Genomic DNA, 24,611 nt, shown 5'->3' on the forward strand with positions numbered 1-24,611 from the left:
TTTTAAGATTTAACAGTACGTATAATTTCATGTTTTCCTGTTTTTTTTAACTTTATTTCTGCATGAACATCAGCATATTTTTTATCATTAACACTGAGCGTATTTTCAGATCCCAATTTTACTTTAATGGTATAAACAGCATCATGAAATTTCATTTTTACTTCATATTCTGGCCATAAGGGAGGTAAATTAGGACGTAAAGATAATAGATTAGCTTTACGATTAATCCCAAGAATGCTTTGTATCGCGGCACGGTAGAACCAGCCTGCTGAGCCTGTATACCATGTCCAACCACCTTGTCCACGACGTGGTTGGGTAGCGTAAATATCTGCGGACATAACATAAGGTTCAACACGATAAGTTTCAGGATTTTGCCCATGAGTAATGGGATTGATCATAGAGAACAAATTATAGGCTTTGTCTCTTTCACCCATTTCAGCAAGCGCTAAAATGCTCCAAATAGCTCCATGTGTGTATTGACCACCATTTTCTCGTATTCCAGGAGGATAGCCTTTAATATAACCAGGTTCGAGAATACTTCTATTAAAAGGTGGCCAGAAAAGACGTATAAGGCCGCCGTCTTCATCACACAGATGTTCAAGCATGGATGCCATTGCTTGTTTTTGACGTTCAAGAGATGCCATTTGAGAAATGACAGCCCAAGATTGAGCAATAGTATCAATTTGGCATTCATCATTCATTTTAGAGCCAAGAGGGGTCCCATCATCAAAATAACCTCGTCGATACCAAGCACCATCCCAACAGTGGTCTTCTAGAGCGTTCGTCAAACGTTCAAGGTGTGTACTCCATGCTTGCATATGATTGTTATCACCACGGATTTTAGCAAGGGGGATGAATTCTTGTAGTGTGGTTCCAAGAAACCACCCTAACCAAGTGCTTTCGCCTTTTCCTTCAATGCCTACTAAATTCATGCCATCATTCCAATCACCGCCGAGAATAAGAGGAAGTCCATGTTGTCCACAGCGCTTGATGGCAAGATCTAAAGCTAAAGCACAATGTTCATAAACCGTTGCAATTTTTGAGGATTGTGTGGGTTGAAAATAAGCATCATGTTGTCCATCGTTGAGAGCAGCTCCTTCAATGAAAGCGATTGGAGTATCGAGAAATGTGTAGTCACCAGTCGTGTTGACATAAAGAGCTGTTCCATAAGCAAGCCAGACGATATCATCAGAAATATGTGTGCGAACACCTGCATTTGTGTGAGGGAACCACCAATGCTGTACATCACCTTCAAGAAATTGATGCGCTGCAGCATTTAACAATTGTTCACGTGCTAGGTTCGATTCTAGCAATAATAAAGACAAGCTATCTTGCAATTGGTCGCGAAAGCCAAATGCACCACTGGCTTGATAAAAAGCTGCGCGCGCCATCATGCGACAAGCGTAGATTTGATAAGGGAGCCAATGATTGACCATAATATCAAAAGAGGGATCAGGTGTTTTTACTTGGAGGGGAGAAACAAAATCGCTCCATTGTTGTTTTTGTTGTGTGAGCAGAATTTCAAAATCACGCGCATGTATTTTGTCTAGTAATTTTTCAGCCTCTTGTCTATTTTCCGCGCTGCCAAGATAGAAAGTGATTTCTTTCGTTTGCCCTGGGAGAAGATCAATATCATAAGCTAATGCTGAACAAGGATCACATCCTGTTTCAACTGTATTTGAAAGGGCTCCAGCTTTACGGATTGCGTGAGGATGTATAACTGTTCCTGTTGAACCGATAAACTCAGCGCGATTGGTGGTGGTGCTAGATGGTATTTCGGATGCGGATAAAAACGCTACGTGTTGAGATTTTTCAATATGATAAGGATTTTGAATAAAATGTGCACCACGTTTGGAATCATAAGAAGCGAGGATAAAGGGTGCATATTTTGTACGGACATTGCCCAACACCCATTCAACATAATTGTAAAGACGCAAATATCGCGGTTTTTTTCCCTCATTTTTAAGGATGAGACGTGAAAGGCGAACAGATTTTTCTTGATCAAGTGTGTGGGTAAGTTCTAATTTGATTTCTGAATGTGTGGATTTAAAGGTTGAGAATCCAAAACCATGGCAAGCTTCATAGATAACATTTTCATCACATTCAACGGCAGAAACGGGTGAGAAACGTTTTAAAGATAAGCGGTCTACCAAGTAAATTGCCTCCCCTGGACGGTTAGAAATGGGATCATTACTCCAAGGGGTTAATTGATAATCGCGGCTATTGTTGGCCCAAGTAAAAAGTGCACCTTCAGCAGAAACATGGAAGCCAAAGTTGTGATTAGCAATGACGTTAATCCACGGATGTGGTGTGGTGGTGTGTCCATGAAGACGTATCACATAATAGTTATGCTGGTCAAACCCGCCATAACCATTCCAATATTGTAGGTCTTGTCCATCAACAGGGAGAATAGAATCTTTTTGATGACTGATAAGACCAATGGAAGCAAAAAGGCTTTGTTTAGTTTGTGTCGTAACTTGTCTTCCCTCGTCGTATTTTTTGTAGTTTAATTGATAGTGAGATTCTTGATGAATCATGCGGGTTGTAAGATCGAAATCACTCTCATCAAGTCGTTTGAGCTGTTCAGACAAAGAGCCATTTTGGGCATCAAGAATGATGCGTGCTGATGCAAGAAGTGTCTTAAGACTCTGTTCATTCATTTGATTACGTTGAAGCGTGAAAATATGTTGGTGTTCATCTGTGTCATAAGTATGGTGACGATAAGATTCGCATACCCATTCAACAGCACGTTGCGTATCTTGTATATAAGAACATGCCTGTTCATTGAGAATGACCAGGTCAACAATAAGCCCGCGCATGCACCAATATTCATGTGCCTTAAGCAGTTCGCGCAAGACAGTTATGTCTCCCTTATTATCTAATCTAAGAAGACAGATAGGGTAGTCTCCTGAAAGAGACATTGGCCAAAGATCAGATTGTTTACCAAGAGTTTTCGCTAATATTTTTGAAGAAAGACCCCATTTGGGATTGGGATAGATAAGCGGTGTTGCATATTTTTGATATGTAATAGCTTCTCTAAGATTGATGTTACTCTGATACAGCGAGACCTGTGAACGTGTCCATGCCATTGAAAATTCTTGCTGGAATATATGAGGTTGTCGATAATGATGAATATGATTGTGCAGTGCTTCTTTTGTATTGGCAGCAAAAGTCCAAAAAATAAGTTCTGCTTTTTCATGTGCTGGGATTTTTATATGGCATCGGAGAGAGATGATTGGATCAAGAACACAACCTTGACTATTGTTAAAACGGGCGTTTTGATCAAATGCAGCAGGTCGATGAATGGATCGCCCCCGACCAATAAATAGGGAGCGATCAGTTTCAGCTTCTGTTTCTTGGATAGTACCTGTTGTATCTGTAACAAAATGGGCAATATGAATCTCAGGGTCACTAGGCGAACGTTTACGCCTTTTAGCAAAAATCGTTCTTCCTTCCTCAGTAATTTCTGTTTCTATAAACATCCGAGAAAAAACAGGATGAGCGCAGTCCGTGTCCATTGTTGCAAGTGCTAGTTCGCCATAAGAGGTTACTTCAATGAGACGATCTTTGTTTGTTATATTCATAAGTTGAATACGTCTGCCTTCGCCGCATCCTTCAGATGTAATAAGACATTCAAGTGTTGATTTGATACCATCAACCATTTTCGTGTATTCAGCTTTCTCATCTGTAAAAATGCAGATCGCTTCTTCTTCAACAACGCGTGTCGGTTCACCAGTAACAGACCACCAACGTCCACTATGTGTATCACGTAGGAAAAATAAAGTACCTTGTTGATCTTCTGTCGTATCAGGAATAAAGTGCGTAATTGCATAATTATGCCAACGGCTGTAACCAGAACCATTGGCTGTCAACATTGTAGAATAAAAACCATTGGATAAGAGCAAAGTTTCACGTGGTTTGAGCAGCGGGTTAGTGATAATACGCAAAGGGATGCCGTCAAGTTCTCGAGGGTTACTGCGCATGTGATTCATAACTTTGGTATGAATGATGGGAATTTGATGCGGAGCTCTTTCCTGTAATAATAATTGTACAGCTTCAATGACTGGATCACGGTGAAAACGATCACGCATCCGCCCTTGAAAAATAACATTGTTAATGGCAAGAATGGACATGCCATGATGGTGCGCATAATAATTACGCACAACAGCATATTTTTTTCCTGTTTGCACGCGTGAAGGGGTGAAGTCAACAGAGTCATAATAACCGTATGTACCTAAAGCACCAAGATCACGCAGCCGTTTTAAATTAGTTACAGCTTGGCGAGGTACGTATTGTGCTGCTAAAAGGCTAGCATAGGGGGCAATAACAGCATTGCGTGAGAGACCACGTTGGAGTCCGAGGTTTGGAGCACCAAAATTAGCATATTGGTAATTCATTAAGTGATCGCGAGCATTAAATGCAGCTTCTGAAATGCCCCAAGGTAATTTCCGTTTATGGGCGTATTGTATTTGATGACGAATAATAAGCCTATTAGTTTGATCTAAAAGAGATCCTAAAGGTTCGCACATAACGAGAGATGGCATGAGATATTCGAACATGGAGCCAGACCATGATAAAAGCGCCCCCTTCCAACCAATGGGGACGAGGAGTCGGCCAAGATGGAACCAATGTTTAATTTTTATATCGCCTTTCGCAATGGCAAAAAGGCTTGCAAGGCGCGCTTCTGAAGCCAGCAGGTCATAACAACTTTCATCGAGTTTGTTTTCCTGAACACGATATCCAATGGACAAAAGATGCCTTTTAGGTTGTTCTAAAAAGTCAAATTTCATATCAAAGGCTATTTGTCGTGCCTTTACAGCTAAAGTGTTTAATTTTTTACGTAGTTTTTCATTGTCATAGTTACCAGTAGCGTCATGATGATAGGCTTCACAGGTTTCTACAAGACATTTGGCCCAAGAGAGTGCACGAGCGGATTCTATTGTTTGGATTTTTTGATCGAGTTCTTCTATTAAGGATAAAATATTACGGGCTGCGAGAGAAAGATTAGTGGTGTGGAAAGTGGTCGTATCTGGTTTTTTGCTGAAAACATTGATAAAGTGGTGAAAATTAGTGATATACTCTTCGATTCGTTGACGTAGGGGATGTAAAATATATTGATTATCTGGGATCTCTTTTACAGTTTCTTCAAGAATAGCATTAACATCACGTAAGCCTGCTCGATCACTTTGAAAAAAAACATGGGGTTTTTTAGCCCATTCACTTAAGGCTGAAGAGAGTGTCACCAAATGGCCGGCAAGATTTCCTGAATCAACAGTTGACACATAAGTTGGCAAGAGAGGTTTGAGTGTATCCGTTTCATACCAATTGTAGAGATGACCACGGAATTTTTCCATTTTTGCAAGAGAGCGTAATGTATATTCGACGCGCGTAATAGCCTCTTTAAAACTAATCCAACCAAAATCACGAGCAGCGATAATAGAAAGCAGATAAACTCCAATATTCGTAGGGGATGTACGTTTGGCAACAAGAGGTTCTGGATCTTCTTGAAAATTATCGGGTGGTAAATAATTGTTTTGCGCATTGACAAAGGTTGCATAATAAAGCCATGTCCGTCGTGCAATGCATCGCAGAGTTTTGTTATCCCCTGAAGATATATGAAGAGTATCTTCAAATGTTGAGGGTTGACTAACAATCCATGCAATCAAAGGTGAAAAAAACCATGCGAGTCCAAAGGGTAAAGCAATAAAGCTTGTAAGATTATGAAAGGAGAAAGGCACTGCTATGGCAAGAATACCAATGAGCGACGTGGGCCACATTGTAAGGATATAGAAACCCAAACTATTAGGCATTGTTTTGATTGAGGTTGAGGTTTTCCATTCAAGGAGGTGCTGTTTTGAAATCCCCATACGATAAAGTGTGCGAACAATTGCATCAGTCATAAAATAAGCAGAATGAGCAATGAACGTGGTTCTAAGAAATATATTTGTTAGCGTAAAAGTACTTTTGTTCAAAATTAATTGAAGATATTCGCGCAAAGAATAATCAATATTTGAGGGAACAAAAATTTGTAATACGCCTAAAATTGGTGAGACGAAGAGGCTAAGTAGCAAGAATGTTTGCCAAATAATTGCTATTTTAAACGGTAAAAGAGACCATCCTGTAACTGCTGCGATCAACCACATAAGTGGTGTAAGAGAACGGCGCAGATTATCTTGCATTTTCCAACGCGTAATGGAGCTAATTTTATGGGGGGGCAAGAGATAAGGCAAGAGTTGCCAATCACCGCGAATCCAGCGGTGATGACGCGCAACATCAACATTATAAGCTGTTGGATAATCTTCAATCACTTCTACGTTACTTACTAATGCAGTGCGTGCATATCCTCCTTCCAAGAGGTCGTGACTAAGGACAGTATTTTCTTTAATTTTATCCTTAAGCGCTTGTTGAAATGCATCAATATTATAAAGACCTTTGCCAATGAAAGTTCCTTCTCCCAAAAGATCTTGATAAGTGTCAGAAACAGCAAAGACATAAGGATCAATACCACGATTTGTAGAAAAAAACCGTTGTAGAACCGATGTTGCTTTTTCTGTTGTAAGAGAAGGTGTAATACGCGGTTGCAAAATGCTATAACCTTTTACAACTTTTCCATTGTGTGGATCAAAAATGGGATAGTTGAGCGGATGGTTAAGTTTTCCAACGAGTTTTGTAACACTGTCAGGGGTGAGACGTGTATCTGAATCTAGGGTCATCACAAAACGACAATCCATGGGAAGGTGTGGATTGGAGGGGTAAAAGCTTGTGTTTTTATCACCTCTTAATAGCAGATTAAGTTCATGAAGTTTACCACGCTTGCGTTCCCATCCCATCCAGCATTTTTCGCTAGTATTATAAAGGCGCCGGCGGTGTAAAAGGAAAAAGAGGGGAATATCATCACGATGATAACGGTGATTGAGTTTATCAATACTCCTTTGTGCATAGTGCAATAAATCAAGATCATCTTGCGTTTGTTCGAAGGAAGAATCTATCCAATCTGTGATGAGTGCAAAGTGGATGGCACCTTTTGAATTGGAAAGGTAGTGTATTTCAAGATTGCGCACCTGTTCATCAATATAATCGCATGATGTGATGAAAGTAGGAACGACGACCATTGTACGTGCATGTTTTGGAATACCTTCTTTATATTCATAACCAATGAGCTGTTTTGATGGGATAAACCATGAAACAAAAGTGTTAAAGAAAGCAAAAGCTGCATCCATAGCAGGAAAAAGCGCCAATGCGGTAAAGAGAAATGTTATCCATGGTGTTGTGCCAGATGTCTTTAAAAAAGCGTAGACAATAAATAAAAGAGCGAAGGTTAAAAGAGAAACAGGAATTGCAATAATTTTTATTTTTGAACAATAAAGAACTTTGGTCCATTTTATGAAAAGGGGTGGGGTGTATCCACAAGCCTTTTCAAGAATATGTCGTCCTTCATCGACGAGATACCAGCCAACGGAGGGATTATTATAATGAAAGGACTCTTTAGAGGAAAAAGATGCCATTTCTACAGCTTTGCGTGCAACTTCCAGCTCATTGAGAGGTGAAAAGCGCGCAATTTTCTCAATTACTTGCCGATAGATATTGCGTGAGTGAGGATCAATTTCGGAAAAATCACTGTTTTCATGCAAAATAGAGTCTACAGAACTAACTGTTTCAAACCATATTGTCCAATCAATACCATCAATGGCTTTAAGGGAACGGACAATGTTGCCCATGGTTACACCATCTGAAGCTTGTCTGGTATGTTCATTGGTTGTTGCAATTTCTAAGCTACTGTTTTGGTTCTGTAGTTGCTTTTCAAGCCAGGTGAGTGCTGTTGTTGCATCGATAGATGCACCACGTAAACGGTAGAATAAATGCGCTGAAAAGGTTGAATCGGCAGTGAATGGTTTATATTGCATAAAAAGAGAATGTAATTTTGTTTCATTGTCTGCGAGAGAAATTTTATCAGCTACTTTATGCGCGAGATGACGCATATACCGTGTTTGTTCAATACGTAATGAAAGACGACGAACATTCTCAATCAACAGCATTTGCATAACAGAAGGGAGTGCCCATAACTCACCAATTTTAAGGGCGCAAATTTTTTGGAATCCCTTGATTATAGCTGTGAGTGTTTCTTGTGAAAATTCGCTATCTGTGTGAGCAATATAAAGCCAAGCTAAAGCAAAAATACGTGGTATGTCTGCCTTTTGTTTATAAAGGGGAAGTTGCTTGATGAAGGACTTGGATAAGTCACGGCGCAGTTGTTGTATAGTTTTGTCAATGGTATAATGATTATCAATGAGCCATTGAGCAGAGGGTGCAATAGTTTCATCATTACGAGCGGCAACATCGCTGGTATGAAAGGCGTGGAGAATGAGTTTGGCATTTTCCTTCAACCTTTTGTGAAAATTATTTTCTCCTTTATATTCAGGAAACGAGATTTCTCTTTTCGAAGCTATATCATAGCCTAATTTATAAAGTTCATTCTGCGGTTTATAAGTTGAGCGAATAGGAAAGTTAGTTTCAGTAAGATAGAGATGTTCTGTTTGTTGAGAAAAAAAACATTTCATGAAAGATATTGTGTGTGCCATAATATTCTTTGTTATTCAATTACGCGGTTTCTTTATGTTTAATAGGCTGTGAACACTTTATCTTAATAATGAGCAGTTCAAAGAAAAAAAACGAACTTTTTGCTTTTCTTTGAGAGTATTTGCTATTTTTAAGCCTACAATTTAAGAAATAAACAGACAATTTCTTTGAAAAACAAAAAAGGTCGCCGAAAACAGGCGACCTTAATTTTAACAACTGTTTAAATGTTTTAATAATTAATCTTGCTCTTGTTTTTTCAAAGCTGCACCAAGAATATCGCCAAGAGAAGCGCCTGAATCTGTTGACCCATATTGAGCAACAGCTTCCTTTTCTTCTGCAATTTCTAAAGCTTTGATAGAAACTGAAAGCTTACGTGTTTTTTTATCGAATGCTGTGATGCGGGCATCAAATCTCTGACCAATTGCGAAACGTTCAGGGCGCTGCTCATCACGATCACGAGCCAAGTCAGCACGACGAATGGTTGTTTCAAGATTGTGGTCAATTAATTTTACATCAACGCCATTATCATTCACTGCAGTAACTTCACATGTCACCACAGCACCTTTGCGAAGTTCACCAGAGGCCGCTGCTTCTCCAACTTTATCGCTGGAAAGTTGTTTAATTCCAAGAGAAATACGTTCTTTTTCAACATCAACATCAAGGACCACTGCTTTAACGATATCACCTTTATTGTAAGTATCAATGACTTGTTCACCAGGACGATTCCAATCAAGATCAGAGAGATGAACCATACCGTCAACATCACCTTCAAGGCCAATAAAGAGGCCAAACTCTGTTTTATTTTTAACCTCTCCTTCAATCTGCGAGTTAACAGGAAATTTATTGGCAAAAGCAACCCATGGATTTTCAAATGTTTGCTTCAAGCCAAGAGAAATACGACGTTTAGATGGATCAATTTCAAGAACAACTACTTCTACTTCTTGTGATGTGGAGAGAAGTTTTCCTGGGTGGATATTTTTCTTTGTCCAACTCATTTCGGAAACATGGATTAATCCTTCGATTCCTGGCTCGATTTCAACAAAACCACCGTAATCAGTAATGTTGGTAACAGCACCAGTAATTTTTTTACCAACCGGATATCGAGCGCTGATGCTTTCCCAAGGATCACTTTCAAGCTGTTTCATGCCAAGAGAGATACGGTGTGTATCTTGATTGATGCGAATGATTTGGACTTTAATCGTTTGACCAATTGTCAGAACTTCAGAGGGATGGTTAACACGCCGCCATGCCATATCGGTGACGTGTAAGAGACCATCAATTCCACCAAGATCAACAAAGGCACCATAATCGGTAATATTTTTAACAACACCTTCAACGATTTGGTTTTCTTCGAGATTTTGAACAATTTCTGAACGTTGCTCTGCGCGACTTTCCTCTAAAACGGTACGACGTGAGACAACAATATTACCACGACGACGATCCATTTTTAAAATTTCAAAGGATTGAGAATTATGCATGAGAGGTGAAACATCACGAATGGGGCGAATATCAACTTGGCTACGAGGCAAGAAAGCAACAGCACCATCGAGATCAACTGTAAATCCTCCTTTTACTTGGCTAAAGATAACTCCATCGACACGTGCACCGGCATTGAATTTTTCTTCCAAACGAATCCAGCTCTCTTCACGCCGTGCTTTTTCACGCGATAAAATAGCTTCACCCATCGCATTTTCAATGCGCTCAATATAAACTTCAACTTCATCACCAACTTGTAAAGAACCGTCTTTTCCTTTAGCTCCAAATTCTTTGAGTGGAATACGTCCTTCGACTTTAAGTCCAGCATCAATAATGGCCATATCTTTTTCGATTGCAATGACACGGCCTTTAACAACGGATCCTTCATTAAGATCATTGGTTTGAAAGGATTCCATTAAAAGAGCTTCGAAATCCGCTGTTGTAGGATTGTATTGTGACATAAGAACTCCTGATACATACCTTATAATTGCAAAAGGTATAAGCGCTAGGTTAGTGTTAATACACGGTAACTTCCTGCCTTTTTCCTTAATACAGGAAGAAAGATTAGCGCTTGGCCGGAAATTACCTTGACGACATCATCCAATTATACGCGTTTTTATGACCGGATCAATAAAAGTGCATGCAATTGCAAATGTTGCTTCTATACTCAATTCTGACGTATCAAGCAAGTGGGCGTTTTTTGCTGGTTTGAGCGGGCTGTGTCTACGGGTTATATCGCGCTTGTCGCGTTGTTCAAGTTGAGCTAGGATTTCATGGTAATCTGCTTTGGCTCCTATTTTTAAAATCTCCTGATAGCGGCGTTTTGCACGTGTTTGAACATTGGCTAGAACATAAAGCTTAATATCGGCATTGGGACAGACGACAGTGCCGATATCACGCCCATCAAGCACACTACCAGGCAAAATTTTAGAAAAGTTACGTTGTTTAGCGACAAGAATTTCGCGTACAGTAGGGATCAGTGCTATTTTTGAAGCGGCTTCACCAAGTTCATGAGAAGAAAGAAGGGCTGGATTTAAAGTATTAAAATCAAGTTCTGTGGCACAAGCAAGAGCACTTTTTTCATCATCGAGAGCCAATTTTTGTTGTAGAAGTGCTTGGGCAACACCGCGATAAGTAAGACCAGTATCGAGATGACGAAGAAGATAATGTGTAGCAATTTTTCGTGCTAATGTTCCTTTCCCTGAAGCTGCCGGTCCATCAATTGCAATAACAAAAGGTTTCAAGCGATTTTCCCCCCAAGTCGTTTTATGAAAGGGATAAATTCTGGAAAGCTGGTAGCGATCATCTGTTTATCATCAATAGTAACGGGTTTTTCTGATGCCAGCCCAAAGACAAGAAAACACATAGCAATTCTGTGATCAAGATGTGTGGTGACGTGTCCACCACCTAGTCCTTTTGCGGAGTTTTTTCCGTGAACAATGAGAAAATCTTTACCTTCTTCGCATTCTACGTGATTCATTTTTAGCCCTTGCGCAAGTGCAGATAGTCGATCTGATTCTTTAACGCGTAATTCTTCAATTCCTAGCATGACTGTTTTGCCTTCAGAAAAAGCTGCGGCTACCGCTAAAGCGGGATATTCATCAATCATTGACGGAGCGCGTTCTTTAGGCACAGTTACGCCTTTTAGCATTGATGATCGTACTAGCAGATCAGCAACATCCTCTCCACCTGTTTGGCGTTGGTTCAAAAGCTCAATTTGAGCTCCCATTTCCCATAAGGTTTTGATAAGCCCCATTCGAGAGTCGTTTATAAGAACATTTTCAATGGTGATATCAGAGCCTTCCACAAGGAGGGCGGCAATAAGCGGAAAAGCCGCAGAAGAGGGATCACCTGGGATATCAAGAATTTGTCCAGTAAGGTGTGGTTGGCCATTAAGATGAATAAAACGCGTACCTTCAGCATCTGTTTCTATCTCAAGTTCAGCACCAAAAGCTTTTAACATTTTTTCTGTATGATCTCGTGTGAGAATGGGCTCGATAACAGTTGTAGTGCCGGCGGTATTGAGTCCAGCAAGGAGGATTGCTGATTTAACTTGGGCGGAAGCCATTGGTAGACGATAGCGAATCGGGTTAGCCATTTTTGGTCCATAAAGCGTTAAAGGGAGACCGTTGCCATGTGTTGCTTCGATTTCAACACCCATTAAACGCAGTGGATCGAGAATACGCCCCATAGGGCGTTTGGAGAGAGAGGTATCACCGACAAAGGTTGTTTTCATATGATAAGGGCCCACCATTCCCATAACGAGGCGTGCACCTGTTCCAGAGTTCCCAAAATCTAAAGGGCTTTGTGCTTCTAAAAGGCAACCATTTCCTGTTCCACGAATGATCCAGAGACCGTTTTTCCTAATAATACAAGCGCCTATAGCTTGCATAGCAGCAGCTGTATTGAGAACGTCATCACTTTCAAGAAGTCCATGAATGTGTGTTTCACCACTTGCTAACCCTCCCAATATAAGAGATCGATGGGAGATTGATTTATCTCCTGGTATTTTAATTTTACCAGAAAGACTGGCAGATTTGTAGGCGGTTATGGGTATTGCTTTTTGCATAGAAATTCTATTTAATCTTGTCTGCGTTTTGTTAAATTACGCTCCTTTTAGCACATGCTTTAAAAGGCGTCATGAAGAAATCCATGTGGCACTATGTTTTTATCTTTGACAAAGACATTATTTTTTGATTAAGCACCATGAAATTTATCTTTTCACGGAATTACAATTAAACAAAGAGGCATGGTTTATGGCAAAACAGGATCTTGGAACTAAGCGTATTGATCCAGAAACGGGAAAAAAGTTTTATGATCTTAATCGCGACCCTATTGTGTCGCCTTATACAGGAATTTCTTATCCGCGTTCTTATTTTGAGGTTGCAGCAGCTGAAGCAAGTAGTGAAGAAGAAGTTGATACGGAAGAGCTTGATACAGCACTTGAAAAATCTGCCTTTATGCTTCTTGAAGAGGATGGTGACGATTCTAAAGATGATGATCTTCCTGATTTAGAAGATAGTGATGTGGATCTCGGTGATGACGATGATACGTTTTTGTCTCACGATGAAGACGATGAGGATGATGACGTTGCCGATATTCTCGGAGGTGGTGTTTCTAACAATGATGATTCTTAAAAAGAGTGAGAGGGCATTCTTTTCATTGAATGCAAAATCTTCTTGATCTTCGATTTTTATCGTTCTACAAAATTTCTCTAATGTTTTTTGCTATTCTTTTAGGGAAGAAATCTGTCTTTATGTGGGGCTATAGCTCAGCTGGGAGAGCGCTTGCATGGCATGCAAGAGGTCAGCGGTTCGATCCCGCTTAGCTCCACCAAAAAGATAAAAAATTGGTTAATAAAGCAGTGGCAATTTATAAAAACACTTTGTACTCTGATTGAGAAGAACGATGCTTTCCATAGAAATTGCTTCAATGTAACTTCTACTTGTATTTTTCAATGATTTCATAAGGTGCTTCTTCAAAATTGTTCACTATGTTTGTTCGTTTATAGTATTCATAGGATTTATTGTAATAAAAACGAAAAAACAGGTTGGTGATATTCTTCTGGTGTAGACAAAAACACGAGCTGTTTAGCATTCGTGATAAAAGTATAGAAAATAAAAAGCTTTTAGATTAGAAAGTTATCACCGATAAAGGTTGTGTTATAGGATGAACCAACCTTTCCCATGACTAGGTAAATGCCTATTTCAACATTGCTTCACTCTTAAAGGTTTATACAGCCAAGAGGCAGGTATTCGCAATTCTACAAATGATAGAGATCATTTTTCTTAAAAACAATATTATTGGAGATCCTTATTGTATTATGAACAATGGCTCTCGAATGGGTCTATGCGTAGCTTTAATTTTGTGATTTAATTATCCCGATAGAGGCATTTTTCTCTTTTTCACGTAAGAGTTCTTGTCTTTAAGACTGGCTTGCAGCACAACAGAGAAAATGGAATTATTTGAGGGGAAAAAAATAATGCCTTCTTACCGTTCAAGGATATCGACTCATGGGCGAAATATGGCAGGGGCTCGCAGTCTTTGGCGTGCAACAGGGATGAAAGAGACTGATTTTGGTAAACCCATTATTGCGATTGCGAATTCTTTTACACAATTTGTACCAGGGCATGTCCATTTAAAAGATCTTGGGCAACTAGTGGCACAAGAAATAGCTGTTGCTGGTGGTGTTGCGAAGGAATTTAACACAATTGCTGTAGATGATGGAATTGCCATGGGTCATGATGGAATGCTTTATTCTCTGCCTTCCCGTGAAATTATTGCTGATTCTGTTGAATATATGGTCAATGCTCATTGTGCTGACGCACTTGTCTGTATTTCTAATTGTGACAAGATCACACCTGGCATGCTGATGGCTTCTTTACGCTTAAATATTCCAACAATCTTTGTTTCAGGTGGTCCCATGGAAGCGGGTAAGATTAAATGGAAAAACCAAGATCTTACGGTTGATTTAGTTGATGCTATGATTGCAGCGGCTTCAGAGCATAATTCGGAAGAAGAAGTTGCTGAAATGGAACGTGCTGCTTGTCCTACATGTGGTTCTTGTTCAGGAATGTTTACTGCTAATTCTATGAATTGCCTGACCGAGGCATTAGGGCTTTCTCTTCCAGGAAATGGAACGATGCTAGCAACACATGCAGATCGTCGGATACTTTTTGAAGAAGCTGGACGACAGATTGTTACCTTGGCTAAGCGTTATTATGAAAAAGGCGACGAAACAGTTTTGCCGCGTTCTATTGCTGCGCGCAAAGCTTTTGAAAATGCAATGACTGTGGATATTGCTATGGGAGGGTCAACCAATACTGTTTTGCATATTTTAGCTGCGGCGCAAGAAGGTGAGGTGGATTTTACTATGACGGATATTGATCGCCTTTCGCGCCGTGTTCCCGTTTTATGCAAAGTTGCACCTTCTGTAGCGAATGTTCATATGGAAGATGTACACCGCGCTGGTGGTATTATGGGACTTTTAGGAGAATTAGATGCAGCTGGACTTATTGATACATCTGCTTATACGGTGCACGCAAAAACGATGAAAGAAGCTCTTAGTCGTTGGGATGTGAAGCAAACCAATGAACCAACGATCCATGAATTTTATCGTGCAGCTCCAGGAGGTATTCTAACTCAGACAGCTTTTAGTCAATTTTGCCGCTATGAAACTCTAGATCTTGATCGTGAAAAAGGTGTGATTCGCGATAATGAACATGCGTATTCTCAAGATGGAGGATTGGCAGTTCTTTATGGAAATCTTGCAAAAGATGGCTGTATTGTAAAAACAGCAGGTGTTGATCAATCAATTTTAACTTTTAAAGGTCCAGCAAGAATTTTTGAAAGTCAAGATTCAGCTGTTTCAGCGATTTTGAATAATAAAATTAAATCAGGTGATATTGTTGTAATTCGTTATGAAGGTCCACGTGGTGGTCCTGGAATGCAAGAAATGCTCTATCCCACGAGCTATCTCAAATCTAAAGGATTAGAAAAAGTTTGTGCACTTATAACGGATGGTCGTTTTTCGGGGGGAACTTCAGGGCTCTCGATAGGACATGTTTCACCAGAAGCTGCTGAAGGAGGAGCAATTGCTTTGGTAGAAGAGGGAGATATTATAAAAATAGATATTCCTAATCGTACCATTCACATGGTAGTCGATGACGTTGAGATGATGCATCGTCATGGCAAAATGGAAGCAAAAAAACAAGCAGCTTGGCAACCAGTTGAAGAGCGTAAGCGTAAAATCTCAAAGGCTCTCAAAGCATATGCAGCTATGACGACGTCTGCTGCTAAGGGAGCAGTTCGTAATGTTTGATGAGATGAAGAGTTCATCTTGTGAAAGCTAGGGTTTTTAGAGATTTTTTTATCTGAGAGCTAAGAATTGATCTTAAGAAATACCATGCATAGGCTTTTGTTGTCTATGCATTATGCTTACCAAGATACATTTGGTATAAAAAGAAATAAAAATAATACTATGAATGATCGCTATGCGTGAAGAATAGTTATGAAAAAGTGTTTTGTTTAAGATTTCCTATAGGGAAGTATTTTTCTCAAGTTGTTTAAGGCAATAAAGCGCTTCTAAAGCTTGCTTAGGAGAAAGTTCATCGGGATGAATATTTTCTAAAGCTTCATGAATTATGCAATGTTTGTGTGTTTTTTCATTTATAGAAGATACTGTTTTAAGAGAAAACAGAGGTAAGTCGTCAATTAATTTATGTCCTTTTTCAGCCATTTCGCTTTGTTCTAATTGGTGCAGAACATTTGTAGCACGGGTAATAACTTCCGCGGGAAGTCCAGCAAGCTTTGCCACTTGTACGCCGTAGGATCGATCAGCAGCTCCTGGCGTGACTTCGTGAAGAAAAACCACATCACCATTCCAATTTTTGACTTTCATGGTTACATTATGAAGACGATTAAGTTTTTGGGTAAGGGCTGTCATTTCATGAAAATGTGTGGCAAGAATGGCACGACAATGGTTAACTTCATGAAGATATTCAACAGCTGCCCAAGCAATGGAAAGTCCATCAAAAGTTGATGTTCCTCGTCCAATTTCATCAAGAATAACGAGGGAATGGTGACTTGCATGATTAAGAATTGTTGCTGTTTCGACCATTTCCATCATGAAGGTTGAACGCCCCCGTGCAAGATCATCAGAAGCACCAACACGACTAAATAAGCGGTCAACAACGCCGATGTGGGCTGAAGTTGCAGGGACAAAGGAGCCCATTTGCGCCATAATGGCTATGAGAGCATTTTGCCGTAAAAAAGTTGATTTTCCTCCCATATTTGGACCTGTCAAAAGCCAAATTGCCGCATATTGATGACCTTCTTGGGGGGAGAGATCACAATTGTTGGCAACAAAAGGTTCTACTGCTTGCTTTCGTAATGCTTGCTCGACGACAGGATGGCGCCCAGCGGTAATATGAAAGGTAAGTGAATGATCAATTACAGGACGACAATATCCTTGTTCTTCAGCGAGATGTGCTAACGCCACAGATACATCCAAAACAGCAAGAGCTTCAGCAGCTTTACGGATGAAATCAACCTGTTCAATAATTTCATTAACAAGGATATCAAAGATTTCCAATTCAATTGTTAATGCGTGGTTGGCAGCGTGAGCGATACGGCTTTCAAGGTCAGCGAGCTCTGTTGTGGTAAAGCGCATAGCATTTGCCATCGTTTGCCTATGGATAAAACGGGCTTTTGCTTGTGGACTGTTTGTAAGCGCAGGAGCTTGTATGCTGGTTACTTCAATAAAGTAGCCTAGGATGTTGTTGTGCTTGATTTTGAGTGTTTTAATATCTGTTTCTTGGGCATATTGTGCCTGAAGTTCAGCAATGACACGACGAGATTCATCACGTAAAGCACGCATTTCATCCAGTTCTTTATGATACTTAGGACGAATAAAACCACCATCACGTTTAAGCAATGGAAGATCATCGGCTAGTGCTTGTTCTAAATGAAAGTGCAAAGCAGTAGGTAAGTGAGAGAAAACCTGCTGTACGTCGCTTATTTCTTGAGGAGGCAATGCATCGTTAAGAAGTTGATGAAGTTCACGAATGATTTCAAAACCGCGTAGTATTGCGGCCATATCACGAGGACCTCCCCGTCCAAGAGCTAACCGAGAAACTGCGCGTGGCATATCTGTTCCCCCTTTTAAAATGAGCTTTACAGCTTCTGCAAGGGATGTATTGCGTAGAAAAAAGGAGATCGAATCTAGACGATACTCAATAGCTGAAGGTGTGGTGAGAGGAGCAATGAGGCGATCGACGAGAAGGCGTGATCCACCACCTGTTACAGTACGATCAATAGCTTTTAGTAAGCTTCCATCTCGTTGACCTGATGTGGTTCGGATAAGCTCAAGACTCAGCCTAGTTGCTGCATCAATGAAAAGAGTAGCGCTTTCATTTTGGCGTTCAGGGCGCATGAGAGGAGGGCGATGCGTGATTTGCGTTTTTTCGATATAACGAATAGCAGCGGCAATAGCGGAGAGTTCGGTGCGTGAATAATCGGCAACACCCTCAAGGGTTAAGAGTTTAAAATAACTACAAATATCACGTTCAGCGGTAATTGTATCAAAGAGATTAGCGGGTTGAGGTGAAACAATGCGATCGAGAACATTAAAAAGTGACTTGTGGGATTTATCATGAAAAAAAGAGTCAGCAACAATGATTTCTTGTGGGTCCACACGCATAATGTCTGTCAAAAGTTTTTCATGGCGGCTTTCTGTTACACGAAATATACCTGTTGAGATATCAATCCAAGAAAGGGCAAAATCTTCTCCGTCACTGGTTTTGATACGGGCAAGTGTCATCAGATAATTTGCACGCGTTGGATCAAGAAGCTTTTCTTCTGTTATAGTTCCAGGGGTAACAAGGCGAACCACATTGCGTCGAACAACGGATTTTGAACCACGTTTTTTTGCTTCTGCAGGATCTTCTGTTTGTTCACAAACAGCAACACGATAACCGCAGGCGATCAATTTTTGCAAGTAATCATCTGCAGCGTGAACGGGTACACCGCACATAGGAATATCTTCACCCAAATGTTTGCCACGTGTTGTGAGTGTGATTCCTAAAGTTTGAGCAGCTTCAACCGCATCATTAAAAAATAGTTCATAGAAATCACCCATCCTATAAAAGAGAAGGGAATCGCTATTAACTGCTTTGATTTCTATATATTGCTCCATCATAGGTGTGAGACGTTCTTGGTGGGGAGCAGATGAGGACGTAGGTTGTGGGATTAAATTGTTTTTATGGTTAGTTTTCTTATCCATTTTACGCGCTCGTTTTTTCAAGTGAGGCTTTGACGCCATTTTTTGTTTACTTCAATGTTTATCTTCATTATCTCTCAATTGAACGCATGAACAGGTTCATTAAAGCAAGCATAGTGATTTATGGTATATGAATCAAATTTTAAAATCGTATAATGACATGTATTATCAAGCAGAATTTACACTGTTTTTGGAGAAAATTAAGTGAGATGAAAAAAAGAGAGCAGGATCAGAAAATGCCTCAAATGGTTTATAATGCCAGTGAGCAAGAAGCCCTTGATTTTCATAGTCGTGGTCAGCCTGGAAAGCTCGAAATTATTGCTACCAAACCTATGGCAACGCAGCATGATTTAGCACTTGCTTATTCGCCAGGTGTTGCTGTTCCGGTTAAAGCAATTGCGCAAAATCCAGTGTTGGCTTATGACTATACGGCAAAAGGCAATCTTGTTGCTGTTATTTCAAATGGAACAGCTATCTTGGGTTTGGGCAATTTAGGTGCGCTTGCATCTAAGCCGGTGATGGAAGGCAAAGCAGTGCTTTTTAAACGCTTTGCAGATATTGATTCTATTGATCTGGAAGTTGATACTAATGATCCAGAGAGTTTTATCAATTTAGTGCGTCATTTGGAGCCCTCTTTTGGTGGTATCAATCTTGAAGACATTAAAGCACCAGAGTGTTTTATGATTGAAAGCCGCTTACGTGAAGTTATGAATATTCCTGTTTTTCACGATGATCAACACGGTACAGCGATTATTGTGGCTGCCGGTGTGCTCAACGCCTTATCTTTAACGGGGCGCGATATGCAAAATACTCGGTTAGTTTGTAATGGTGCTGGTGCTGCTGGGATTGCTTGTATTGAACTGATTAAAGTGATGGGATTTCGACCTGAAAATATTATTTTATGTGATACGAAGGGTGTTGTCTATGAAGGTCGTGAAGAGAGAATGAATCAGTGGAAGTCTGCTCATGCCATTCGAACAGATAAGCGTACACTTGCTGAGGCAATGGAAGGCGCTGACATGTTTTTCGGGGTTTCTGCTAAAGGCGCTATTACTCCTGAAATGGTAAAGTCGATGGCACCACAACCGATCATTTTTGCTATGGCTAACCCTGATCCAGAAATTACGCCAGAAGAAGTTATGCAAGTGCGTGGTGATGCCATTGTAGCAACAGGTCGTTCAGATTATCCAAACCAGATTAATAATGTTCTTTGTTTTCCCTATATATTTCGTGGTGCGCTTGATGTGCATGCGACGGTTATCAATGAAGATATGAAGATTGCTGCAGCAAGGGCACTTGCGGGCTTAGCTCATGAGGAAGTACCTGACAGTGTTGCGGAGGCTTATCGTGGAAAGCGGTTAAAATTTGGTCCAAATTATATCATCCCTGTTCCTTTTGATCCGCGCTTGTTCACGGTTGTTTCAATGGCAGTGGCAAAAGCGGCAATGGAAAGCGGTGTTGCGCAAAAACATATTGATGATTTAGAGGCTTATGAGCGTGATTTGAGGGCAAGACGTGATCCCACTTCTTCTGTGATGCGTGGAGTTTATAATCATGTTCGTCAAGCGCCCAAACAAATTGTCTTTGCAGAAGGTGAAGAAGAGCAAGTAATGCGGGCAGCTGTTTCTTATGTTCATCAAAAACTAGGACAAGCAATTTTGATTGGTCGTGAAGAACAAGTGAGAGAAACTGCTGCTATTGCTGGCATTGATCTTGAGCGTGAAGGTATTTCTATTATGAACGCTAAGCTTTCTTGTCGCACGGACGCTTATGCGAATTATCTTTATAAAAAGATGCAACGCCAAGGTTGGTTATTGCGTGATTGTCATCGCCGTGTCAATAATGATCGCAATTATTTTTCTGCGTGTATGGTAGCATTAGGGGATGCTGATGCAATGGTTACAGGGGTGACGCGCAATTATGAAACAGCATTGATTGATCTACGCCGAGTGATTGATGAGAAACCCAAGGAACGGTTGATTGGTATTTCAATGGCTATTTGCCGTGGCAGAGCAGTGTTTATTGCCGATACGGCTATTTATGAGGCTCCTAACGCTGAAGAACTTGCTGATATAGCAGAACAGACAGCTTCTTTTGTTAGAGAATTTGGATATCAACCAAGAGTAGCATTTGTAGCATTTTCTACTTTTGGTTATATGAAAGGACAAGTTACGCAGCAAATTCAGGATGCTGTTAACGTGTTGCATAAACGCAAAGTTAATTTTGAATTTGATGGAGAAATAAGTGCAGATGTAGCGCTCAATTTGAAATTGATGCAGCAATATCCCTTTATGGGGTTAACGGAACCAGCTAATATTTTGGTAATGCCTGGATATCATGCCTCTTCCATTGCTAGCAAAATGTTGCAAGAGCTTGGTGAAGCAACCATTATTGGGCCTATTTTGATTGGATTGGAAAAATCTGTTCAAATTGTACCGTTTAGTGGAAACGATACGGATGTTGTCAATATCGCAATGCTAGCGGCTTATCATGCGAAAAAGTTATAAAAATAAAGGCCTCTGATATTTCAGGGCCTTTTTGATAATGAAAAACAAATTTTTAAGATGATTGTGCGTGACTCTGATTGTCTTTTTGTTCTTCAGCAATACGCTTTTGAAATAATGCTGCAAAATCAATCGGATCAATCCACAGAGGTGGAAAACCACCATTTTGGGTAGCATCAGAGATGATTTGCCGAGCAAATGGAAACAAAAGGCGCGGACATTCAATAAAAACAAGAGGCATAACATGTTCTTGTGGAATATTTTGAATATGAAAAACACCACCGTAAATCAGTTCCACATGAAACAACGTTTCAGCGTCATCATTGGCTTTGACGGAGAGGGATAAAACAACATCATAATTGTCATCACCAATTGGATTAGCATTGACATTAATATTGATATCAATTTGTGGTGCCTTATCACGTGGACGTAGTGAACGAGGAGCCTTTGGGTTCTCAAATGAGAAATCTTTCAAATATTGAGTTAATACAGCAAAAATTGGCTCTCCACCACAGTTATTTACTTCACTTTCGGCCATACTACAAACCTCTCATTTTATTAATTATGTATATTTCTATTTTAGATCTAAAAATCAAGGTGGTTATCATGCCTTACAAAAGGTTGCAAGGAATGCTTCCCTTGTCTTGATTATTTTTTACGTCCATTACAGATTTTTTAGGCATTTCAATGATTGTCATCATTTTTACGCCATGGAGATTCTGTGGTATCATAGATTTTGTAATCTTCTGCTTTAAGATCAATTATTTTTTCAGAATCATTTTGAGCATTGGTTTTATTTTTAGTATGGGTGTTTATTTTGTTTCTAAATGATGAAAAGAAATGCCAGATAGTAGAACGGATGGGCTTAATAAGAAGTAATATTCCCAAAATATCACTTACAAAGCCGGGAAGAATAAGCAAAATCGCACTAAGAATGATGAAGGCATCATTGATGATATTATTCTCTACTGTATGCCCTTGAATAATTTCACGTTGTATATTTTTTAAAATGCTAACGCCTTGAATTCGCAGCAAAATGACTCCAGCGATTGTTGTGAAAACAACCAAACTCAGAGTTGCTAGAATTCCAATTTCTTTTCCGACAAAGATAAAACCAGCGATTTCAATCAAGAGAACGCTGAGGAGAATAATGATAAAAAAGCGAGGATTTATAGGGTAAGAGTTTATCACATAAAAATTCCCTTCTCAATTTTTAGGGTAGAAAATTATAAGAGCTATTCTTTTAAACATACCTGAATAAAGGCTATAAAAATACATAAGATGCTATAAAAATATTTGAATAGTAGATTCCCTATTTTACATGTTTATTAATAAATGATATTGACAGCGATGTTTATTACAGATCAGTTTAAGTTTGGAGATTGACAGCTCCCATGGAATTTGACTTCATATTTGTCATAGCTCTTGTTATTATGGTTGTCGTTTTTGTGCAACTCCGTAATGTATTAGGAAAACGGATTGGTTTTGAAAAGCCTCCCCTTGATCCTTATTCACGTCGTTCTAAAAAACAGATTGAGACAGAAACGGTTGAAAATATTGTTTCGTTCCCTCATCAAGGCTCTTCACAGAAGAGCGATTTTAGTGAAATTGACGCTATTTCACCAGAAGGAAGTGCACTGAATGAAGGTTTGCGGGCGCTTTACAAAATTGATCCTCATTTTTCTCCTCAGTTTTTTATCAAAGGTGCTCAAATTGCTTATGAAATGATCGTAACAGCTTTTGCTAAAGGTGATCGCGATCAACTTAAAAGGCTACTTTCTCAGGATATTTTTGAGAGTTTTTGTGCTGCCATTGAAAAACGCGAAAACAACAATGAAAGAATCCAATTTACTTTTGTTGGAATTAATAAGATTGAGTTTGTCTCAGCAGCAATACAAGACAAAGACGAATTTTTGACTGTGAGGATTATCAGTGAAATGATTTCTGTAACCTATAATGAGCAAGGAGAGCGTATAGACGGAGATCCTGATGCTATTGTAGAAATTAGGGATGTTTGGACTTTTGTCCGCAATAGCTTATCGTCGGATCCAAACTGGAAACTTTTGGCAACAGAAGATGAAAATTAAAATCTCTTTTTTCATAAGATCATATAAATAAGATTTACAAGAGATTGAAGATTGAAATGTCTACGGATGAATGGAGACAAAAAAGGGATTTATTAATTTCACAAGATCGTCTTTTATGGGAGATGGTTTGTCGTACTACAATTCCGCTTCATGATAAGCTTCATTCTTCTGCTGCAAAAGGTATTGTAAATATTGGCAGTAAAAAACAGCAAATAACCCCAATCTTTTCATTGTTGCAGAGAGACCAACAGGGATCGACAGAGATTAAAAGAGAAAAGGGAACGGTTGCACAAGCACATAATATCCGTTTCTTTGATCATATTGTACATCGTAAAATTGCCAGAGGTCATTATCCACTTGAGGCGCGTCTTGATCTTCATGGGTATGGGCAAGAAGAAGCTTATTTTTTCTTAAAAAAGTTTCTCCAATCATCTCAGCAAAGTGGATTACGTTATGTACTTGTAATTACAGGAAAAGGAAAATCTCTTGGGAGCGATGGTGCTTTGTATAAGTTTGTTCCTCATTGGTTATCAACACCGGCTTTCCGATATTATGTTCATGCATTTGAGCAAGCGGCTCGCCAGCATGGTGGGGGAGGTGCACTTTATATTTGGTTGCGCCGTTTTTTACCAAGAAAAGAGGGATGATATTATTTTGTCCATTTCGGATTTAATATTGATTTTATCAGCTATAGTATTTTGCAAGCTATATTGTCTTAGGAGGATGTGAGAGCGCAAAGTTGTATCATGATATTTGCGCCATTGCGTCCAATTTTTACAGACAGCAATTCTACTCAAGTCATTTTATAAGAGGATTGCTGTTATCACCAGAAAACATTTGTAGAATAAATAATCGTATCAAGATTATCCAAAGTACTACAGGGGTTTTGAAAGATTCCGTTTTTTCTTAAGCAATTAAACGTTTGTTTGCTAGCTTTATTTTTGATTATTTTGGTTAGCATAGCAGCATATTGGGATTTTAAGGTGTTATGTGTGTTATCAAAATCACAATATTTTGTCTTCGCTTTTTTCTTGGGGGTATGTACGATAACAAAGATGTATTACTACCATTCTTCTGTTTATAAAATAACAGACTAGCGTTCTCATTGTATTTACTATCTATGGTACTGTGCCTGTTCTCGCATGAAGATGAGTTCATAAGAGCTATTTTTATAAACAGCATATAGTA

The 24,611-nt window shown here is 39.5% G+C and carries 12 protein-coding genes and 1 tRNA gene; 6 read left to right on the forward strand and 7 right to left on the reverse strand.

Translation table 11 applies throughout. The features are described 5' to 3' along the window. Window positions 1-2 precede the first annotated feature (2 nt). From GQO39_RS01625 to aroA, 4 genes are all read right to left on the reverse strand, one after another. Window positions 3-8,579 (reverse strand): glycoside hydrolase family 94 protein, encoded by an 8,577-nt coding sequence (locus GQO39_RS01625; protein WP_156850667.1) that lies wholly within the window; start codon window positions 8,577-8,579, stop codon window positions 3-5. A 234-nt stretch (window positions 8,580-8,813) separates the two neighbouring features. Next, window positions 8,814-10,514 carry a 30S ribosomal protein S1 gene (gene rpsA / locus GQO39_RS01630; protein WP_156850668.1) on the reverse strand — a complete coding sequence of 567 codons (1,701 nt, stop codon included), beginning with the start codon at window positions 10,512-10,514 and terminating at the stop codon, window positions 8,814-8,816. A 135-nt stretch (window positions 10,515-10,649) separates the two neighbouring features. Next, the gene (cmk, locus tag GQO39_RS01635) at window positions 10,650-11,297 is read right to left on the reverse strand and encodes a (d)CMP kinase (RefSeq protein WP_156850669.1); all 648 of its coding nucleotides are present in this window, start codon (window positions 11,295-11,297) and stop codon (window positions 10,650-10,652) included. Then, window positions 11,294-12,622, reverse strand: a complete 1,329-nt coding sequence (aroA, locus tag GQO39_RS01640; RefSeq protein WP_156850670.1) for a 3-phosphoshikimate 1-carboxyvinyltransferase — start codon at window positions 12,620-12,622, stop codon at window positions 11,294-11,296. Before aroA ends, cmk begins: the two co-directional genes overlap by 4 nt. Before the next feature lie 187 nt (window positions 12,623-12,809). On the opposite strand from aroA, the gene GQO39_RS01645 reads away from it, so the two are divergent. From GQO39_RS01645 to ilvD, 3 genes are all read left to right on the forward strand, one after another. Beyond that, window positions 12,810-13,190: a TIGR02300 family protein gene (locus GQO39_RS01645; RefSeq protein ID WP_007552344.1), complete on the forward strand. Its 381-nt coding sequence runs from the start codon at window positions 12,810-12,812 to the stop codon at window positions 13,188-13,190. A 123-nt stretch (window positions 13,191-13,313) separates the two neighbouring features. Continuing rightward, window positions 13,314-13,389, forward strand: a tRNA-Ala gene (locus GQO39_RS01650). A 646-nt stretch (window positions 13,390-14,035) separates the two neighbouring features. Beyond that, window positions 14,036-15,874, forward strand: a complete 1,839-nt coding sequence (gene ilvD / locus GQO39_RS01655) for a dihydroxy-acid dehydratase (RefSeq protein WP_156850671.1) — start codon at window positions 14,036-14,038, stop codon at window positions 15,872-15,874. A gap of 216 nt (window positions 15,875-16,090) precedes the next feature. On the opposite strand, the gene mutS is transcribed toward ilvD, so the two are convergent. After that, window positions 16,091-18,835: a DNA mismatch repair protein MutS gene (mutS, locus tag GQO39_RS01660; protein WP_156850685.1), complete on the reverse strand. Its 2,745-nt coding sequence runs from the start codon at window positions 18,833-18,835 to the stop codon at window positions 16,091-16,093. Between the two features lie 206 nt (window positions 18,836-19,041). Between mutS and GQO39_RS01665 the strand changes: the two genes are divergently transcribed. Then, entirely contained in the window at window positions 19,042-21,339 is a 2,298-nt protein-coding gene (locus GQO39_RS01665; protein ID WP_156850672.1) for an NADP-dependent malic enzyme, read from the forward strand. Window positions 21,340-21,391: 52 nt separating this feature from the next. On the opposite strand, the gene secB is transcribed toward GQO39_RS01665, so the two are convergent. Further along, entirely contained in the window at window positions 21,392-21,874 is a 483-nt protein-coding gene (gene secB, locus GQO39_RS01670) for a protein-export chaperone SecB (protein ID WP_156850673.1), read from the reverse strand. Between the two features lie 146 nt (window positions 21,875-22,020). Continuing rightward, window positions 22,021-22,527: an FxsA family protein gene (locus GQO39_RS01675; RefSeq protein ID WP_156850674.1), complete on the reverse strand. Its 507-nt coding sequence runs from the start codon at window positions 22,525-22,527 to the stop codon at window positions 22,021-22,023. A 203-nt stretch (window positions 22,528-22,730) separates the two neighbouring features. On the opposite strand from GQO39_RS01675, the gene GQO39_RS01680 reads away from it, so the two are divergent. Both GQO39_RS01680 and GQO39_RS01685 read left to right on the forward strand, forming a co-directional pair. Beyond that, window positions 22,731-23,423 carry a Tim44/TimA family putative adaptor protein gene (locus GQO39_RS01680; protein WP_156850675.1) on the forward strand — a complete coding sequence of 231 codons (693 nt, stop codon included), beginning with the start codon at window positions 22,731-22,733 and terminating at the stop codon, window positions 23,421-23,423. A gap of 56 nt (window positions 23,424-23,479) precedes the next feature. Next, entirely contained in the window at window positions 23,480-24,070 is a 591-nt protein-coding gene (locus GQO39_RS01685; protein WP_156850676.1) for a Smr/MutS family protein, read from the forward strand. The last annotated feature ends 541 nt before the right edge of the window (window positions 24,071-24,611 follow it).

It is taken from the genome of Bartonella refiksaydamii, from assembly GCF_902652675.1.
GTDB classification, from domain to species: Bacteria; Pseudomonadota; Alphaproteobacteria; order Rhizobiales; family Rhizobiaceae; genus Bartonella; species Bartonella refiksaydamii.

Bases quoted from the DNA above. Each gene is read 5' to 3' on its own strand.
- mutS (WP_156850685.1), bottom strand. From the start codon at position 18,835: ATGGATAAGAAAACTAACCATAAAAACAATTTAATCCCACAACCTACG.
- GQO39_RS01685 (WP_156850676.1), top strand. From the start codon at position 23,480: ATGTCTACGGATGAATGGAGACAAAAAAGGGATTTATTAATTTCACAA.
- GQO39_RS01645 (WP_007552344.1), top strand. From the start codon at position 12,810: ATGGCAAAACAGGATCTTGGAACTAAGCGTATTGATCCAGAAACGGGA.
- aroA (WP_156850670.1), bottom strand. From the start codon at position 12,622: ATGCAAAAAGCAATACCCATAACCGCCTACAAATCTGCCAGTCTTTCT.
- secB (WP_156850673.1), bottom strand. From the start codon at position 21,874: ATGGCCGAAAGTGAAGTAAATAACTGTGGTGGAGAGCCAATTTTTGCT.
- GQO39_RS01680 (WP_156850675.1), top strand. From the start codon at position 22,731: ATGGAATTTGACTTCATATTTGTCATAGCTCTTGTTATTATGGTTGTC.
- GQO39_RS01625 (WP_156850667.1), bottom strand. From the start codon at position 8,579: ATGGCACACACAATATCTTTCATGAAATGTTTTTTTTCTCAACAAACA.
- ilvD (WP_156850671.1), top strand. From the start codon at position 14,036: ATGCCTTCTTACCGTTCAAGGATATCGACTCATGGGCGAAATATGGCA.
- rpsA (WP_156850668.1), bottom strand. From the start codon at position 10,514: ATGTCACAATACAATCCTACAACAGCGGATTTCGAAGCTCTTTTAATG.
- GQO39_RS01665 (WP_156850672.1), top strand. From the start codon at position 19,042: ATGAAAAAAAGAGAGCAGGATCAGAAAATGCCTCAAATGGTTTATAAT.